The organism is Streptomyces sp. Edi4, assembly GCF_040253615.1.
Classification (GTDB): domain Bacteria; phylum Actinomycetota; class Actinomycetes; order Streptomycetales; family Streptomycetaceae; genus Streptomyces.
In genome coordinates, this window is the sequence record NZ_JBEJGY010000004.1 from 5,668,586 (window position 1) to 5,684,793 (window position 16,208).

Genomic DNA, 16,208 nt, shown 5'->3' on the forward strand with positions numbered 1-16,208 from the left:
CTCCATCGGTGCGGGCTCAGTGGGCGGTGGTGTCCGTGCTGTCCTGGGGGGCGGACGTGACGAGTTCGGTGAGCACGCCGTGGCAGTCCTTGGGGTGCAGGAAGGTGATCTGCGAGCCCATGGATCCGGTGCGCGGCCGGTCGTAGAGGACCCGTACGCCCTTGTCCCGGATGGCCTCGGAGTCGGCGGTGACGTCCCCGGTGCCGAAGGCGATGTGGTGGACGCCCTCGCCGTTCTTGGCGAGCCACTTGCCGACCGCGGAGTCCGCGCGCGTCGGTTCGAGGAGCTGGAGGTAGGAGGCGCCGCCGTCGGACGTCTCGTTGATCTTGAGCATGGCCTCGCGCACGCCCTGTTCCTCGTTGACCTCGGTGTGGAACACCTCGAAGCCGTAGGTGGCACGGTAGAACTCGACGGTCTTGTCGAGGTCGAGACAGGCGATCCCGATGTGGTCGATTCGCGTCAGCATGGGTCCAGTGCAGCGCCCTCAAGGGCGGTTACGCAACGTGCGCGCGATCACACCGGCTGCCCGGTGACGCGGGCAGTACCGCTCAGTACATTCGCAGTGCACCTCCTGCCTGGGGGTATCCCCCCAGACCCCCTCTCGTTCACACCCCACCTCCCTAAGGGCCGTGCCTCATGTCTGGAACGACCGGTACCACCTCAGTGATCGTCGCGGGCGCCCGTACGCCCATGGGCCGCCTCCTCGGCTCCCTCAAGTCCTTCTCCGGCGCCGACCTCGGCGGCTTCGCCATCAAGGCGGCCCTGGACCGGGCCGGCATCGGCGGCGACCAGGTGCAGTACGTGATCATGGGGCAGGTGCTCACCGCAGGCGCCGGCCAGATCCCCGCGCGCCAGGCCGCGGTCAAGGCCGGCATCCCGATGAGCGTGCCCGCCCTCACCGTCAACAAGGTGTGCCTTTCGGGCCTGGACGCGATCGCGCTGGCCGACCAGCTGATCCGCGCCGGTGAGTTCGAGATCGTGGTGGCCGGCGGCCAGGAGTCCATGACCAACGCCCCGCACGTGCTGCCGGGGTCCCGTGAGGGCTTCAAGTACGGCGCGATCGAGATGCTGGACTCGATGGCGCACGACGGCCTGACCGACCCCTTCGACCACGTTCCGATGGGCGAGGCGACCGAGCGGCACAACGTCCACCTCGGCATCGCCCGCGCCGAGCAGGACGAGGTCGGCGCCGCCTCCCACCAGCGCGCCGCGGCCGCCCAGAAGAACGGCGTCTTCGAGGCCGAGATCACCCCCATCGAGATCCCGCAGCGCAAGGGCGACCCGGTCCTGTTCGCCAAGGACGAGGGCATCCGCGCGGACACGACCGTCGCCTCGCTCGCCAAGCTGCGCCCGGCCTTCGCCAAGGACGGCACCATCACGGCCGGCACCGCCTCACAGATCTCCGACGGCGCGGCCGCGGTGGTCGTGATGTCCAAGGCCAAGGCCGAGGAACTGGGCCTTGAGTGGATCGCCGAGATCGGCGCCCACGGCAATGTGGCGGGCCCCGACAGCTCGCTCCACTCGCAGCCCTCGAACGCGATCAAGCACGCGGTCGCCAAGGAGGGCATCACGGTCGGCGACCTCGACCTGATCGAGATCAACGAGGCCTTCGGCGCGGTCGCCGTGCAGTCAATGAAGGACCTCGGAGTGTCCCTGGAAAAGGTGAATGTCAACGGCGGCGCGATCGCGCTCGGCCACCCGATCGGCATGTCGGGCGCCCGCCTGGTGCTGCACCTCGCTCTCGAACTGAAGCGGCGCGGCGGCGGTGTGGGCGCGGCCGCGCTGTGCGGCGGCGGCGGCCAGGGCGACGCGCTGATCGTGCGCGTCCCGGGCAAGTAGTCACGGACGAGCACTTCCCTGATCCCTGCGGTGCGTACGCGAGTGAACGGAGCGGCAATGGTGGACGTCCCCCAGCTGGTGGCCCAGGCGCGAGAGGGCAGGCCCCGGGCCGTCGCCCGGCTGATCTCGCTGGTCGAGGGGGCGTCCCCACAGCTGCGCGAGGTGATGGCGGCGCTGGCCCCGCTCGCCGGCAACGCGTACGTGGTGGGCCTGACCGGATCGCCCGGTGTCGGCAAGTCGACGTCCACCTCGGCGCTGGTGACCGCCTACCGCAGGGCGGGCAAGCGGGTCGGCGTGCTCGCGGTCGACCCCTCGTCGCCCTTCTCCGGCGGCGCCCTGCTCGGTGACCGGGTCCGGATGTCCGACCACGCGTCCGACCCCGGCGTCTACATCCGCTCGATGGCCACCCGTGGCCATCTGGGCGGGCTCGCGTGGGCCGCGCCGCAGGCGATCCGGGTCCTGGACGCGGCCGGGTGCGAGGTGATCCTCGTCGAGACGGTGGGCGTCGGGCAGTCCGAGGTCGAGATCGCCTCGCAGGCCGACACCTCGGTGGTGCTGCTCGCGCCCGGCATGGGCGACGGCATCCAGGCGGCCAAGGCCGGCATCCTGGAGATCGGCGACGTGTACGTGGTCAACAAGGCGGACCGGGACGGCGCGGACGCCACCGCGCGCGAGCTCAACCACATGCTGGGCCTCGGCGAAGCGCGCGGCCCCGGCGACTGGCGCCCGCCCATCGTCAAGACGGTGGCGGCCCGCGCCGAGGGCGTCGAGGAGGTCGTGGAGGCCCTGGAGAAGCACCACGCGTGGATGGCCGAGCACGGCGTTCTCGGTGAGCGCCGCAGGGCCCGTGCGGCCCGCGAGGTCGAGACCATCGCGGTCACCGCCCTGCGCGAGCGCATCGGATCCCTCCACGGCGACCGGCGTCTTGACGCGCTGGCCCAGCGCATCGTCGACGGCGAACTCGACCCGTACGCGGCCGCCGACGAACTCGTGGCGAGCCTCACCGAGACCGCCTGACCCCCTGGCCCCGCTCCCGCGACAGCCCCGGGCCCGCCGTCAACCGACCGGCGGGCTCCGGGAGTCGGGGCCTGGCGCAACCCGCAGCCGCCGGGATCAGAGCTTGCCGCGGTGCCCGCGCAGGTGCTCGGCGACCGGCGTCAGTGACTCGCGTAGATCCGCGAGCGCTTCGCCGGACAGCAGGTCGATGAAGTGGCGCCGCACGGACGCCACATGGTGCGGGGCGACCTTCTCCATGGTCTGTGTGCCCTGCTCGGTCAGGACGGCGAAGAGCCCGCGCCGGTCCGACTCACAGTTCTCGCGCCGCACCAGGCCGGCGGTCTCCATGCGGGTGATCTGGTGCGAGAGACGGCTCTTGGACTGGAGGGTGGCCGCCGCGAGGTCGCTCATCCGCATCCGCTTGTCCGCCGACTCCGAGAGGTTCACCAGGATCTCGTAGTCGTTGTTGGTCAGGCCGAACGGCTGGAGATCCTTCTCCATCTGGTACGTCAGCATCCTGTTGACGTCCAGATAGGTGCGCCAGGCGCACTGCTCGTCGTCGCTCAGCCAGTTCGTGGCCGTCTCGGTCTCCATATGTGGATTCTACCTAAGAAGTTGAATTCTGAACCAAGTGTGGGTGTGTGACGCCCGGCACCCGGCATCCGGGCACACGCGTCGGCGCGACCGTCGCCGCAGGGGCTCAGGCGTTCGACGTCACACTCCGCAGACTACCGCTCACAGGCCGAAGCGACGTTGCAGGTCCCCCAGCTGGCCGGGAAGGCGCGGTCCCGCCGCGCCCGGCCCGTGCCCGCCCTGGCCGCCACCGGGCACGCCCGGCTCCGCGTCGACCTGCCCGGTCGCCTGCTCCGCCATGAGCACTTCGGTGGACTGCAACAGGACCGTACCGGCCCCCACGAACTCGAATTGGTGCTCCTCGCCCGAGGTGCCGCCGAGCCCGGTCAGTGACCGGATTCCGCCCAGGACGCCGGTCATGTACCCGTGGTCGTAGTGGTGGCAGGGCGATGGGCAGTCCGCCCAGCCGACCAGCGCCTGCGGGTCCACCCGGATCGGCGGCTCCATGAAGACGACGGGCCCGTTGGAGGCGGCCACGAACTTGCCGGTGCCGATCAGCGTCAGGAAGCCGGGCACGATCGACTGCTTGAGCGCGAGCGAGGGCTGGTAGGCCAGGAGGTTGCCGGAGCGGATGGTCAGATTGCCGTCGTCCAGGTCGTAGCTGTTCACATCGAAGGCGCGGTCGGCGAGCAGCATCTTTCCGCTGCCGTCGGCCACCACCCAGTCGGCCGCGTGCAGCGGCGAGTGGAAGCTCGTGCGCAGCAGCCGGTCTAGCCGGCCGTGGCCGATGCCGTTGAACTCGATCCGCCCGTAGTAGGCGATCATCTTGCCCTTCTGGAGGAACCACTGGCTCGATTTGAGCTCCACGCAGAACGTGTACTTGTTGACGTTGTCGTCGCTGGGCAGGGAGTACGGGTCGAAGATCACCGGGGCGTTCACAGCTTCTCCTCCGAGGCCTGCACGTACACCGCGCCCTGGCCGGACAGTTCGAGCTGGAAGGCCTCGCCGGAGCCCCGGCCCACCATGTCGCGCCAGCCGAGCGCGGTCGAGAGTTTGTTGCGTACGTCGCCGTGGTGGGCGACGTAGGCCTGCGGGTCCACGTGGACCGGACGCTGGGGGGTGATCGGCAGCTCGATCACGCCGCCGTGGGCCATCACCGCGACCGCGCCGTGTCCCTTGAGGGTGGTGGTGAACAGGCCCTGGCCGCTCACCTGGCCGCGCACCATGCCCATGACGCCGCCCTGCGAGCCCAGGAACATCGTGCCCTGCTGGAGGGTGCCGTCGAAGGCGAGCAGCCGGTCGGCCTCGACGTACAGGGTGTCGCCCTGGAGGTTGATGACCTGGATGTGGTGGCCGCCGTGGCCGAACATCACCGTGCCGCTGCCGTCGACGGTCATCAGAGGCGTCGCCTCGTTGGCCACCCGCCGGCCGATCATCGACATCAGGCCGCCCTGGCCGCCCTGGATGTTGGGCGTGAAGGACACCTCGCCCTTGTAGGCGAGCATCGCACCGCGCTGGCTGTACATCTTCTGGCCGGGCAGCACCGTCGCCTCGACCATCTTGGAGTTGATCTCGCGGAACGGCATCAGACGTCACCGCCGATCGTGTTGCGCTCGCTCGGCTGCACGTACACCAGGCCCTCGCCCTCGAACCGGATCTGGAAGGCCTCGCCCGAGCCCTCACCCATGAAGGTGCGGAAGGTCACCCCGGACTGGAAGTGCTGGCGCAGGTTCCCCTGGTGCGCGATGTAGGCGCCCGGGTCGACGCAGAGCGGGTACTGGGCGCTGACCCGCAGCACCACGGCGGGCCCGTCCGACATGATCGCGGCCTGGCCGTGGCCCTCGATCGTCGTGGTGAACAGGCCGTTGCCCTGGCTCGCGCCGCGCAGGCCGGTGAAGGTCGTGCCGGTGCGAAGGCCCGCGTCGGTGGCGAGCAGATTGCTCGCCTCGACGTAGAGCTTGTCGCCCTGGAGGCTGACGAGGTTGATCTCGCTCGCGCGGTCGGCGAAGAAGCACGTGCCGTGCCCCTTCACCTCCATCACGGTCATCTGCTCGCCGGTGAGGCGGCGGGTCACCATGCCGCGCAGACCCTCACCGCCGCCGGTCATCTTCTTGAACGCCATCTGGCCGTCATAGGCGACCATCGAGCCGTTCTTCGCCTTGACGGCGTCGCCCGTCATGTCGACGGCGAGCACCTTGCTGCCCTGGAGCCGGAACATTGCCACGGACCCGACGTTAGCGGGCCGGGGACCCGCCCCGACAGGGGCGGAGGGGCGATGACAGAATGAGGGATGTTTGTGCACGCGTTCACAAACGATCACCGACCGGTGACAGCCTTCCCTTGATCACTGCCGCCCGCTTCCTCCCAGCGAAGGTGCCCTTCACGTGGACCTCAAGACAGCCTCCGCCCTGCACCGCCTCCGACTGATCTCGCTCCCGGAGGCCATCTCGTTCCCGATCCTGCTGGTCTGCTCCGTGCTCAAGCGCACCACGTCCTTCGACGGGGTGATGGTGATGGGCATGGTCCACGGCATCCTGTTCACCCTGTACGTGCTCTTCTGGCTCGACGCCTGGAACCGCACCAAGTGGTCCGCCAGGACCGGCATCCTCTACTTCGTGCTCGCCGTCCTGCCCTTCGGCGGGTTCTTCGCCGAGCGCAAGATCCGGCGTGAGCTGGACGACGCGGTGATCGCCACCCGCGCCCGCAAGGAAGGCGTGGTCAACGCGTGATCGTCGCCTTCTCCGTCAGCCCGCTCGGGGCCGGCGAGGACGTGGGGGAGTACGTGGCCGACGCGGTGCGCGTCGTGCGTGAGTCCGGCCTGCCCAACCGCACCGATGCCATGTTCACCTCCATCGAGGGCGAGTGGGACGAGGTCATGGACGTCGTCAAGCGCGCCGTCGCCGCCGTCGAGGCCCGTTCGAACCGGGTCTCCCTCGTCCTGAAGGCGGACATCCGCCCCGGCGTCACCGACGGCCTGACCTCCAAGGTCGAGACGGTGGAGCGCCACCTGTCCGCCGAGTAGGCGACCTCGTCCCCGCACCGCGCGAGGGCACCCCCTGGAGCCCCCGGCCGCCCCGGCCGGGGGCTCCCGGGTGTGCGCACCGGCCGCCGAAGCGGGCCCCGGGGCGGCGAAAACGCGGTCCGCCGCAGAACCCCTCACTCGGAGTACTCCAGTCGACACGCCGGGCTTTCTCCACTTTTGTGGATTTATCACCCCATACGGAAACCCCGCTCGACGATCAGCTGGAGGGCACGTGCGCCCCGAGGGCTACGAATACGACACCCACAGCCGACTGGCAGGACCGCTCACGGAGCCGGGCGCCAAGCCCTACCGGGTGCAGTACCGCAGCCTGCTCTCCCGGGAGCCGCACCGCATACGCGCCGTCCTGCTGATGACCCTGGCGCCGATACTCACCGGCCTGCTGCTCGTCTACCTCGTGTGGCCCAGCCACTGGGTCGAGCGCGAGGGCGGCGACCGCTGGCTCGTGGACCTCGACATCACCATGCTCGTCTCGATCGGTCTGATCGAGCTCTTCATGGTCACCAATGTCGCCTCGGTCGCCCACGCCACGCTGGTGGCCCGCGACCCCGTCCCCGTCACGCCCGAGGAGGGCACCCGGGTCGCCTTCCTCACCACGTACGTGCCGGGCAAGGAACCCATATCCATGGTGCGGGCCACCCTGGAGGCGGCCGTCCGGCTCACCCACACCGGGCCCCTGGACATCTGGCTCCTGGACGAGGGTGACGACGAACAGGCCAAGGCGCTCTGCGCGGAACTGGGTGTACGCCACTTCACCCGCAAGGGCGTCCCCGAGTGGAACCGCGCCAAGGGCGCCCACCGGGCCCGCACCAAACACGGCAATTACAACGCCTGGCTCGCCCGGCACGGCGGCCGCTACGACTTCTTCGCCTCCGTCGACACCGACCACGCCCCGCTCCCCAACTTCCTTGAACGGATGATGGGTTACTTCCGCGACCCCGACGTCGCCTTCGTCGTGGGACCGCAGGTCTACGGGAACTACGACTCGCCCGTCACCAAGGCCGCCGAGTCCCAGCAGTTCCTCTTCCACGCGCTGATCCAGCGGGCCGGCAACCGCTACCAGGCGCCCATGTTCGTCGGCACCAACAACGTGGTGCGCATCTCGGCGCTGCGCCAGATCGGCGGCCTGTACGACTCGATCACCGAGGACATGGCCACCGGCTTCGAACTGCACCGGCACAAGAACCCGAGCACCGGCCACCACTGGCGCTCCGTGTACACCCCGGACGTGCTGGCCGTCGGCGAGGGCCCGGCCTCCTGGACCGACTTCTTCACCCAGCAGATGCGATGGTCGCGCGGCACCTACGAGACGCTGGTCAAGCAGTACTGGAAGGCGCCCCTGACCATGCCGCCCGGCCGGCTGCTCTCGTACACCCTGATGCTCGTCTACTACCCCATGACGGCCATCAACTGGCTCCTTGGCATTGTCAGTTGCGTACTCTTCCTCTGGTTCGGCGCGTCCGGGACCGAGGTCACGGCCTCCGTCTGGCTGATGCTCTACAGCGACGCCGCCGCCCTCCAGATCGGCCTGTATCTGTGGAACCGGCGGCACAACGTCTCGCCGCACGAACCCGAGGGCTCCGGCGGACTCGCCGGCATGGGCATGTCGGCGCTCTCCGCGCCCATCTACCTCAAGTCGCTCGGCTCGGCCGTGCTGCGCACGCGCGGGCGGTTCGTCGTCACCCCCAAGGGCGGCCGCGCCAGCCCCGACCGGCTGTGGACGTTCCGGATCCACCTGTTCTGGGCGGGGGTCCTCGCCGCGTCCCTGATCGCCTCCGTCCACTTCCGCCACACGCACGCCGCCATGCGCACCTGGGCCGTGCTCGCCCTGTGCATCGCGCTCGCGCCGGCCGCGATCTGGGCCTGGACGTCACGGCGCGAGCGAGCGGGGACCCGCGCGGCCGAGCCGGCCGCGCGACAGCAGCCCGGCGGCGAGGCCGAACCCGCCGTCGCCACGACGACCGGAGGGAACTGAGTCATGGCCTACCGGCCTTCGAAACGGATGAAGAAGACCCTGTTCGGCGGTGGCGCCGTCGTAGTCCTGGCGGGTCTCAACGCGCCCGCCGCGCTCTCCTTCGCCACCGACCAGTACCACGCGTACAAGATCTCCCAGCCCGGGTACATGCGGAAGTACGGCGCCTGGCACGACGCCGAGATCCCCAAGGAGTACCGCACCAACGCCATTCACGCGGCCCTCCTGCACACCGGCAAGGTGCTGATCATCGCGGGCTCGGGCAACAAGCAGGACCACTTCGACGCGGGCACCTTCGACACCGTGCTGTGGAACCCGAAGGACAACACCTTCAAGAAGATCCACACCCCCGAGGACTTCTTCTGCGGCGGCCACGCCCAGCTCCCGGACGGCAAGCTCCTGGTGGCCGGCGGCACCGCGCGCTACGAAGTCCTCGACGGCCAGGTGAAGCGGGCCGGCGGCGGCATGCGGGTCAAGAACGAGGACCCGAACAAGACCGTCACCCTCAAGAAGGGCACGAAGTTCCGCTCACCCGCGGGCGTCGAGTACGTGTCGAAATTCGACGTCACGGTGCCCCGCGCCAAGCGCGAGTTCGAGGTCTCGTACTACGCGAGCGGGCAGATGAAGCCCTGGAAGACGAAGACCACCGCCGCCGAGGCGCGGGTCTTCGTCGAGGCGGTCGCCGAGGGCCCCCGGTCGGTCGCCACCGACCGCGCCCAGTACGAGGTCGAGGGCCTGACGGGCAAGGACGCCGACAACGTGTACGGGCTCGCCGAGAAGATCACCCTGGACAAGCAGGACTACCAGGGGATCAGAGCGGCCTACGAGTTCGACCCGAAGGCCGAGAAGTACGTGCCCGTCACCCCGATGAAGGAGGCCCGCTGGTACCCGACGCTCACCACGCTCAAGGACGGCCGGGTGCTCGCCGTCTCCGGGCTCGACGACGTGGGCGTCATCCTCGCGGGCAACAACGAGATCTACGACCCGAAGACCAAGAAGTGGTCCCCCGGCCCCTTCCGCTACTTCCCGACCTACCCCTCGCTCTTCCTGACCAAGGGCGGCAAGCTCTTCTACTCGGGTGCCAACTCCGGGTACGGGCCGGCCAACAAGGGCCGCGAGCCGGGTCTGTGGGACGTCGAGAAGAACACCTTCACCAAGATCGGCGGCCTGAACGCGGCCGACCAGCTGGAGACCGCGAGCTCCCTGCTGCTGCCGCCCGCGCAGGACCAGCGGTTCATGCTGCTGGGCGGCGGCGGCATCGGCGAATCCAAGAAGGCCACCCCGCGCACCGCCGTGGTGGACCTCAACCAGGACAACCCCGTCTTCAAGTCCGGCCCCGAACTCCCGCAGGGAACGCGGTACTTGAACAGCGTGCTGATGCCGGACGACTCCGTCTTCACCACCGGCGGCTCCTCCGACTACCGGGGCAGGGGCGGCTCCAACATCTTCCGCGCCCAGTTCTACGACCCCAAGGCGAACGCCTTCCGCGAGGCCGCGGACCCCACCATCGGCCGCAACTACCACTCCGAGGCGCTGCTGCTTCCCGACGGCCGGGTCGCCACCTTCGGCTCCGACTCGCTCTTCAGCGACAAGAACAACACCAAGCTCGGCAAGTTCGAGCAGCGCATGGAGATCTACACCCCGCCCTACCTCTACCGCGACAAGAACAAGCGTCCCGCGCTCGGCGACGGCCCCGAGTCGGTGGCGGCGGGCGGCAGGGCCACCTACCGCACCGACCACCCCGAACGCGTGGTCAAGGCCCGCCTGATGCGGCCGAGCGCGGTGACCCACACCACGGACGTGGAGCAGCGCTCGATCGAACTGGGCCTGACCAAGGACAAGGGCGCGGTCACCGTGACCGTCCCCGAGGACCGGGCGCTGGTGCCGCCCGGCTGGTACATGGTCTTCGTGACCGACCAGGAGGGCACCCCGTCCGAGGCGAAGTGGCTCCGCGTGGACTGACGTCAACGGGCTGTGCCGTGGACTCATGTCCACGGGTCGTGACGTGAACTGACGTCCATGGGTCGTGGCCCGGCCTCAGAACCGGGCGCGCTTGGCGAGCCCGAGCGCGTACTCCGGCCACCAGGTCCCGGCGGACGGGCCCCCGCGGCAGGGTCCGTCCGAGTCGCCCGGCCGTTTGATCCACAAGAACGCGTCCACGAGCGGGTCACCCGTGCTGAGGGTCGGGGGAGCGCCGAGGGAGCGGCCGGGCGGGTTGCACCAGGCCTGGTCGCGGCCGTCGGACAGGGGTCCCTCGCCATTGCGGCTGGTGTCCATGACGAAGTGCTTGCCGCCGAGCTCCTGGGAGACCTTCGCCCCGTACGCCCGTACGGCCGCGTCGGTCTGGAAGTTGGAGACGTTCAGGGCGAAGCCGTCCGCCTTGTCGACGCCGGCCCGCCGCAGCGGCTCCACCAGGCCGGCGGGGTCGGGGATCCAGGACGGGTTCCCCGCGTCCAGATAGACCTTGGTGCGCGGGAGCTTCTTGAACGTCTCGATCGCCTCGTCCAGGAGCTGGTAGCGCTCGGCGTGGTGGTCGGGCGTGGTGCATCCGTCGACCATGTGGGCGACCGCGTCGGGTTCGAGGACGATCACGGCCGGAGCGTTCCCCACCGCCTCGGCGAACCGTTCGGTCCAGGCGCGGTAGCCCTCGGCGCCCTCCGCGCCGCCCGCCGAGTACTTGCCGCAGTCGCGGTGCGGGATGTCGTACGCCACGAACAGCGCGGTCCGCTTCTCCTCGGCGGCCCCGGCGACGGCCTTGCGGATGCGCGGCACAGGGTCGTCCCCGGCGGGCCAGGTGGCGACCGGCCGCTCGGCGATCCGCCGCAGGGCCTGGGCGTCGGCGGTACGGCCCTGCCCCTGCCAGAGCTTGATCTGCCGCGCGGCGTCACTCTCGGGGTCCACCCAGAAGGGGGAACCGGGGGCGGGGGCGGGCGGGGTGTGCGAGCGGACTCGGGCCGGCGGGGCCCCGCCGGGTGCGGCGCCGGACGAGCACCCGGTGAGGGCGGTGAGCAGCACGGCGGCCAGCGGGGCGACGGACTTGAGGACGGCGTACTTGAGGAGGGCGGTCCTGAGGACGGCGGTGTGCGGGACGCGGTACCGGGACATCCGGCCACCTCGAGGTCGTGGGGGAGGGCACGGGACCGGGCAAGCCTGACATATGAGGCACTTGGGGCGAGGGAGCGCCATGCCGGGCGTCGGGCGTCGGGCACCGCGCACCCGGGCCGCAGGGCGGCGGCGTGAACGCCCGGGTACCGAACTCCGAGACGGAGCTGACCGGCATGTGACCAGTGGGTAAGGTCGACGCGTGCCCAAGCCGCTCAGCCTCCCCTTCGATCCCATCGCCCGCGCCGACGAACTCTGGCAGCAGCGCTGGGGCCCCGTGCCCTCGATGGGGGCGATCACCTCGATCATGCGGGCGCACCAGATCCTGCTCGCCGAGGTCGACGCGGTGGTGAAGCCGTACGGGCTGACCTTCGCGCGGTACGAGGCGCTGGTGCTGCTGACCTTCTCCAAGGAGGGGGAGCTGCCGATGTCCAAGATCGGCGAGCGGCTGATGGTGCACCCGACGTCGGTCACCAACACGGTGGACCGCCTGGTGCGGTCGGGCCTGGTCGACAAGCGCCCCAATCCCAACGACGGCCGGGGCACGTTGGCGTCCATCACGGACAAGGGGCGTGAGGTGGTCGAGGCGGCCACGCGCGATCTGATGGCGATGGAGTTCGGGCTCGGCGTCTACGACGCGGAGGAGTGCGCCGAGATCTTCGCGATGCTGCGTCCCCTGCGGGTGGCGGCGAGCGACTTCGAGGAGTAACCCGGGCCCGCCCTCAATCGCCGGACGGGCCGAGGTATCCCAACGCGGGCCGACAGCAACCCTGCCAGGGGCGCGGGGAACTGCGCGCCCAGCCACCCACGGTCCGCACGTGCGAGCCGGGCCGCTGGGGCTCCGCCCCAGACCTCGGGGGGTGCCCCTCCCCACCCCGCCTTAATAAGGGCCAGGGGGGACCCCATGACAGGCTGAAGTTGCCGATGCGGGCCGGCACGAGCCCTGCCAGGGGCGCGGGGAACTGCGCGAGAACCGACCACGGTCCGCAGGTGAAAGCGGGTTCAGGGGCGCGGGGAACTGCGCACTCCGGTAGGCGGGCGGGGCGCGGAGGGGCCCGGGTCCGGCCGGCGTGGGATCGGCCGGGGTGGCTCGCCGCAGGCGACCCGCGCGAAGATCGCCCCCCATGTCCGGTTACGCTCGACCGCATGAAAAAGAGCGTGCTGACCCGCTACCGCGTGATGGCGTACGTCACCGGCGTGCTGCTGGTCCTGCTGACCCTGGGCGTGATCGCCAAGTACATCCTCGACATGAACGGCGCCGCCGACTTCACGAAGATCATCGGCATCGCCCACGGCTGGCTGTACGTGATCTACCTCGTCTTCGCCTTCGACCTGGGCTCCAAGGCGAAGTGGCCGGTTGGCAAGCAGCTGTGGGTGCTGATCGCCGGCACGATCCCGACCGCCGCCTTCTTCGTGGAGCGCAAGGTCTCCAAGGAGCTGGAGCCCAAGGTCGCGGACGCCGTCCCCGCCGGCGCCCGGGCCTGACGCCAGGGCCGGACTCGAAAACCGTCGTGGCAGCGATGCCACCGTGGGTTCACCGCCCACACCCACCGCCAGCTCGGCGAACGCGCTGATCAGAAGGCGTGTGCTCCGACCAGGGCACCCCTTCCGCATGGGGCTCTGCTCATCCCTGGTAGGCGGCGCCGTGGGACTGGCCCCAGTGCATGGCGGCTCGCCGCAGAGCGCGGCCCAGGCCCTGGCCCCGCGCCTCGCGTGGGCCATCGGTGGCCCTCCTTCCGGCCCACGGAGCGGGACAGCACACGGGACTCCTGGCGGGGTGCGGGCTCGCGATCAGTCGGTGTACGAGACCTCCTCCACGGCGTCTTCCCAGGTGTGCTGCTTGGCGTGGCCGGCGAACAGACAGCAGCCCTCACCGTCAGGACCAGGGCCGGCCACCGGGCAGTCGGTCAGTACTTGAAGTTCCGCCTGGTCCGCCCCGTGCCAGCGGAGCCACAGCGCGCTCCCGTACGCACCGGCGTCGGCGAGGAGACCGAAGTGCTCACCTTCCTCGTGCGCGGACAGCTGGCACTGCACCGCCCTGTCGATGTACGGGGCGGCCGACTTCTCCCGTGCCTCCCGCGCCAGGTCGAGGGGCACCCGGCGCCAGTGCGCGCACCGCATCACGACACCATCCGGAAGGATGCGACGGCGTTCCGGGCCTGCCGCGAGCACCGGGGGCAGACGCACGGGGGGTAGCGGCCCGGGCTCTCCGGGACCGTCGGGTTCTCGCCGACACGTACCTCTGTACGAGGCCCCCACGTCTGGCCGGAGTCGCGGGAGACCCGCAGTGTCATCCGTACGTCGTCCTGTCCGTTCGCCATGGCCAGGAGCATCGCGATCCGTGGACTCGGCCGGAAAGGCCAAGCGGATTACCCAACCTGGGTAACATCACCCTCGGTTGACCAAGTGCAGCGATCCGTAGTCCTCGTGCCGGAGCGTGCCCGATGCCTGAGCCATCCCGCTCGAAGGAGCTCCCGGTCGGCCTGCTCACGCACCCAGTGATGATCGAGGCATGCCAGGCCAGAGACTTCGGCCGTATCTTTGAGCTGGTCAGGGTGCGAGCAGGCATCTATCCGTCGATGATCGCGCGACGCTGCGACCTGACCCCGAGCCGCGTTGGCGAGGTGATCGCCGGGCGGCGGCAACTGCTGCACATGGACGTGATCGAACGGATCTCGGACGGGCTACGCATCCCTGGCCACCTGCTCGGCCTTGCCCGACGCTCCTGGGAGACGCCGCCCAGCCTGACGGTCACGCCCCGCGAACCGGCCGAGGTGCCGGCGTCAGCCGTGGAGTATCGGGTTGCCGCACTACCAGGGGCGGAAGAAGGTGCCCGATCCCTGGCCGCCGATACGGAGATCTCTGCCAGGCTTGCTCGCCACGTGGCGGAGACCAACGTCAACGCGCTCGTACTGGAGCAGTTCGACGCTGATGTTGAACGACTCGCCCGGGAATTCGTCAGCCGGCCTCTGCCTCTCCTGATCCCGGAGATTCGCACGGCTCGGGGTGCGGTGTTCCGGTTGCTGGAGGGGCGCCAGCACCCCAGACAGACCCGTCACCTCTACGTGATCGCGGGCTGGTTGTCCGGTCTCGCGGCGCATGTGTCGCTGGACCTGGGGGACCGCTCCGGCGCGGCTACTCACGCCCGCACCGTGGCGCAGTGCGCGGAGATCTCGGAGCACTCATCGTTACGCGCGTGGGCACGGTCGTTCCAGTCCCTGGCCGCTTACTGGGCCGGGGACTATCGGCGGGCGGGAGACCTCGCGCTGGCCGGGCACAGCGAGGGTCCAGGTCCCGGCGCGGGCACGATCAAGGCCCGGCTTCTGAGCTTGGAGGCCCGAGCCCGCGCGGCCGAAGGGGACCATCGCAGCGCGCTGCGGGTACTCGCGTTGGCGCATGAGGCACGGAACACTGCGGGACCCGACGAATTGCCCGGGGTCTTCTCGTTTCCCGAGGCCAAACAATGGGCCTACGCCGGTACCACCTTGTTGGCCGTCGGGGGCGACGAGCAGACCCGGCAAGCCATAGGCGCTTCCCATCGTGCCGTGGAGCTGTACCACGCTGGGCCAGAGGGCGACCGCTCCCCCGGCGATCTACAAGCCGCCCACCTGGACCTGGCCACGGCCTACCTTGCGAGCGGCCAGGTCGAGAGAGCCGGTGCGAAGCTCTCGGAAGTGTGCACCGCCGAGGTGTTCACGGCGAGCATCACCATCAGGCTCCGCAATCTGGCCGCGCTCCTGGGAAGCGAGCCGTACCGTGGCACACAGTCGGCGGTCGATCTCCGCGCGCACATTCAGGAGGTGACCGTCCGGCCCGCTCTCGCCAGCAACCCCACGGAGCCCCGATGACCGCTCGGCCCACACCTGATCATTTGGTCACCGACCGCAGCCTTCTTTCCACCAAGGCGTACGGCACGGGTCAGCACTTGGCCGCCCGCCAATCCCTCTACCAATGGCAGACCCCCAACCACGATCTGCCGGGCATCGTTGTGAACGAACTGGCCGGCGTACGCGGTGCGGTTGCGGATGTGGGATGCGGAAACGGGAAGTTCGTCGCCCGGGTGCGGGAGGAACGTCCCGACCTGGTGGTGCTTCCCATGGACGTGTCTCACGGAATCCTCGGTGCCATTCCGGGGGCCCTCGTCGCGGATGTCCAACAGCTCCCTATCACTGATGGAGCCCTCAGTGCGGTTCTTGCGCTCCACATGCTGTACCACGTCGAGGACCAGGCCCAGGCCATGCGGGAGCTGGCCCGTGTACTAGCGCCCGGCGGAATCGCGATCGTCTCCACCAACAGCAGGACCGACAAGCTGGAACTGGAGCACCTTTGGCGCCAGGCCGCGGGCGACGTGCTGGGCATCCAGGAGGGCCCGGCCCGAGTGCGGCTCTCTGCTCGCTTCGCCCTGGAGGACGCGCCCGCGATCCTCGGTACGGTCTTCAGCGAGATCCGTACGATCCCTCTGCCAGGAGTGATCGAGGTGACCGACGCTGAACCAGTCGTCGCGCACTTGGCCTCGTACGAAGCCTGGGCGGACAAGATGGGCGTCCCGTTCCGGAAGACGGTCGAGCGCGCGCGAGAGCGGGTCAACGAGACCATTCAAGCGGAAGGCGCATTCAGTGTCACCTGCCTGGGCGGAATACTCGCCTGCCAAGGGCCATGGCGGTAGAACCCGCGTCGGACCGCTCA

General features: G+C 69.8%; 17 protein-coding genes and 1 pseudogene. 10 read left to right on the plus strand and 8 right to left on the minus strand.

Annotation, left to right across the window (positions count from 1 at the left end):
• Positions 1–16: 16 nt before the first annotated feature.
• The gene (gene mce, locus ABR738_RS27890; protein WP_350232701.1) at positions 17–466 is read right to left on the minus strand and encodes a methylmalonyl-CoA epimerase; all 450 of its coding nucleotides are present in this window, start codon (positions 464–466) and stop codon (positions 17–19) included.
• Between the two features lie 170 nt (positions 467–636).
• On the opposite strand from mce, the gene ABR738_RS27895 reads away from it, so the two are divergent.
• Positions 637–1,839 (plus strand): acetyl-CoA C-acetyltransferase, encoded by a 1,203-nt coding sequence (locus ABR738_RS27895; RefSeq protein ID WP_350232702.1) that lies wholly within the window; start codon positions 637–639, stop codon positions 1,837–1,839.
• Between the two features lie 57 nt (positions 1,840–1,896).
• Positions 1,897–2,856: a methylmalonyl Co-A mutase-associated GTPase MeaB gene (gene meaB, locus ABR738_RS27900; protein WP_350232703.1), complete on the plus strand. Its 960-nt coding sequence runs from the start codon at positions 1,897–1,899 to the stop codon at positions 2,854–2,856.
• 96 nt (positions 2,857–2,952) lie between these two features.
• On the opposite strand, the gene ABR738_RS27905 is transcribed toward meaB, so the two are convergent.
• The 4 genes from ABR738_RS27905 to ABR738_RS27920 form a co-directional block, all read right to left on the minus strand.
• Positions 2,953–3,429 (minus strand): MarR family winged helix-turn-helix transcriptional regulator, encoded by a 477-nt coding sequence (locus ABR738_RS27905; RefSeq protein WP_350232704.1) that lies wholly within the window; start codon positions 3,427–3,429, stop codon positions 2,953–2,955.
• Positions 3,430–3,570: 141 nt separating this feature from the next.
• A complete protein-coding gene (locus tag ABR738_RS27910) occupies positions 3,571–4,347 on the minus strand; it encodes an AIM24 family protein (RefSeq protein WP_350232705.1) in 777 nt (258 codons plus the stop codon).
• Positions 4,344–4,994 carry an AIM24 family protein gene (locus ABR738_RS27915; RefSeq protein WP_350232706.1) on the minus strand — a complete coding sequence of 217 codons (651 nt, stop codon included), beginning with the start codon at positions 4,992–4,994 and terminating at the stop codon, positions 4,344–4,346. The genes ABR738_RS27910 and ABR738_RS27915 overlap by 4 nt, the downstream gene beginning before the upstream one ends.
• Complete coding sequence (locus ABR738_RS27920; RefSeq protein ID WP_350234772.1) at positions 4,994–5,626, minus strand: AIM24 family protein; 633 nt, start codon at positions 5,624–5,626, stop codon at positions 4,994–4,996. The genes ABR738_RS27915 and ABR738_RS27920 overlap by 1 nt, the downstream gene beginning before the upstream one ends.
• A gap of 166 nt (positions 5,627–5,792) precedes the next feature.
• Between ABR738_RS27920 and ABR738_RS27925 the strand changes: the two genes are divergently transcribed.
• From ABR738_RS27925 to glxA, 4 genes are all read left to right on the plus strand, one after another.
• Positions 5,793–6,137 (plus strand): DUF3817 domain-containing protein, encoded by a 345-nt coding sequence (locus ABR738_RS27925; RefSeq protein ID WP_350232707.1) that lies wholly within the window; start codon positions 5,793–5,795, stop codon positions 6,135–6,137.
• Entirely contained in the window at positions 6,134–6,430 is a 297-nt protein-coding gene (locus ABR738_RS27930; protein ID WP_350232708.1) for an MTH1187 family thiamine-binding protein, read from the plus strand. The genes ABR738_RS27925 and ABR738_RS27930 overlap by 4 nt, the downstream gene beginning before the upstream one ends.
• 232 nt (positions 6,431–6,662) lie before the next feature.
• Complete coding sequence (locus ABR738_RS27935) at positions 6,663–8,423, plus strand: glycosyltransferase family 2 protein (protein WP_350232709.1); 1,761 nt, start codon at positions 6,663–6,665, stop codon at positions 8,421–8,423.
• 3 nt (positions 8,424–8,426) lie between these two features.
• A complete protein-coding gene (glxA, locus tag ABR738_RS27940) occupies positions 8,427–10,382 on the plus strand; it encodes a radical copper oxidase GlxA (protein WP_350232710.1) in 1,956 nt (651 codons plus the stop codon).
• 75 nt (positions 10,383–10,457) lie between these two features.
• On the opposite strand, the gene ABR738_RS27945 is transcribed toward glxA, so the two are convergent.
• Entirely contained in the window at positions 10,458–11,525 is a 1,068-nt protein-coding gene (locus ABR738_RS27945; protein WP_350232711.1) for a glycoside hydrolase family 6 protein, read from the minus strand.
• A 199-nt stretch (positions 11,526–11,724) separates the two neighbouring features.
• On the opposite strand from ABR738_RS27945, the gene ABR738_RS27950 reads away from it, so the two are divergent.
• Positions 11,725–12,231: a MarR family winged helix-turn-helix transcriptional regulator gene (locus ABR738_RS27950; RefSeq protein ID WP_350232712.1), complete on the plus strand. Its 507-nt coding sequence runs from the start codon at positions 11,725–11,727 to the stop codon at positions 12,229–12,231.
• Positions 12,232–12,668: 437 nt separating this feature from the next.
• Positions 12,669–13,007, plus strand: coding sequence for a DUF3817 domain-containing protein (locus tag ABR738_RS27955; protein WP_350232713.1), 339 nt, complete (start codon positions 12,669–12,671; stop codon positions 13,005–13,007).
• 145 nt (positions 13,008–13,152) lie between these two features.
• On the opposite strand, the pseudogene ABR738_RS27960 reads toward ABR738_RS27955, so the two are convergent.
• Together ABR738_RS27960 and ABR738_RS27965 are read right to left on the minus strand one after the other, a co-directional pair.
• Positions 13,153–13,233 (minus strand): annotated as a pseudogene (locus ABR738_RS27960) (GNAT family N-acetyltransferase); the annotation flags it as partial.
• 80 nt (positions 13,234–13,313) lie between these two features.
• The gene (locus tag ABR738_RS27965; RefSeq protein ID WP_502964155.1) at positions 13,314–13,709 is read right to left on the minus strand and encodes a hypothetical protein; all 396 of its coding nucleotides are present in this window, start codon (positions 13,707–13,709) and stop codon (positions 13,314–13,316) included.
• A 257-nt stretch (positions 13,710–13,966) separates the two neighbouring features.
• On the opposite strand from ABR738_RS27965, the gene ABR738_RS27970 reads away from it, so the two are divergent.
• Positions 13,967–15,370, plus strand: a complete 1,404-nt coding sequence (locus tag ABR738_RS27970) for an NsdA family TPR-like regulatory protein (RefSeq protein ID WP_350232714.1) — start codon at positions 13,967–13,969, stop codon at positions 15,368–15,370.
• On the plus strand, positions 15,367–16,188 hold the full coding sequence (locus tag ABR738_RS27975; protein ID WP_350232715.1) for a class I SAM-dependent methyltransferase: 822 nt from the start codon (positions 15,367–15,369) through the stop codon (positions 16,186–16,188). The genes ABR738_RS27970 and ABR738_RS27975 overlap by 4 nt, the downstream gene beginning before the upstream one ends.
• Positions 16,189–16,208: the final 20 nt, after the last annotated feature.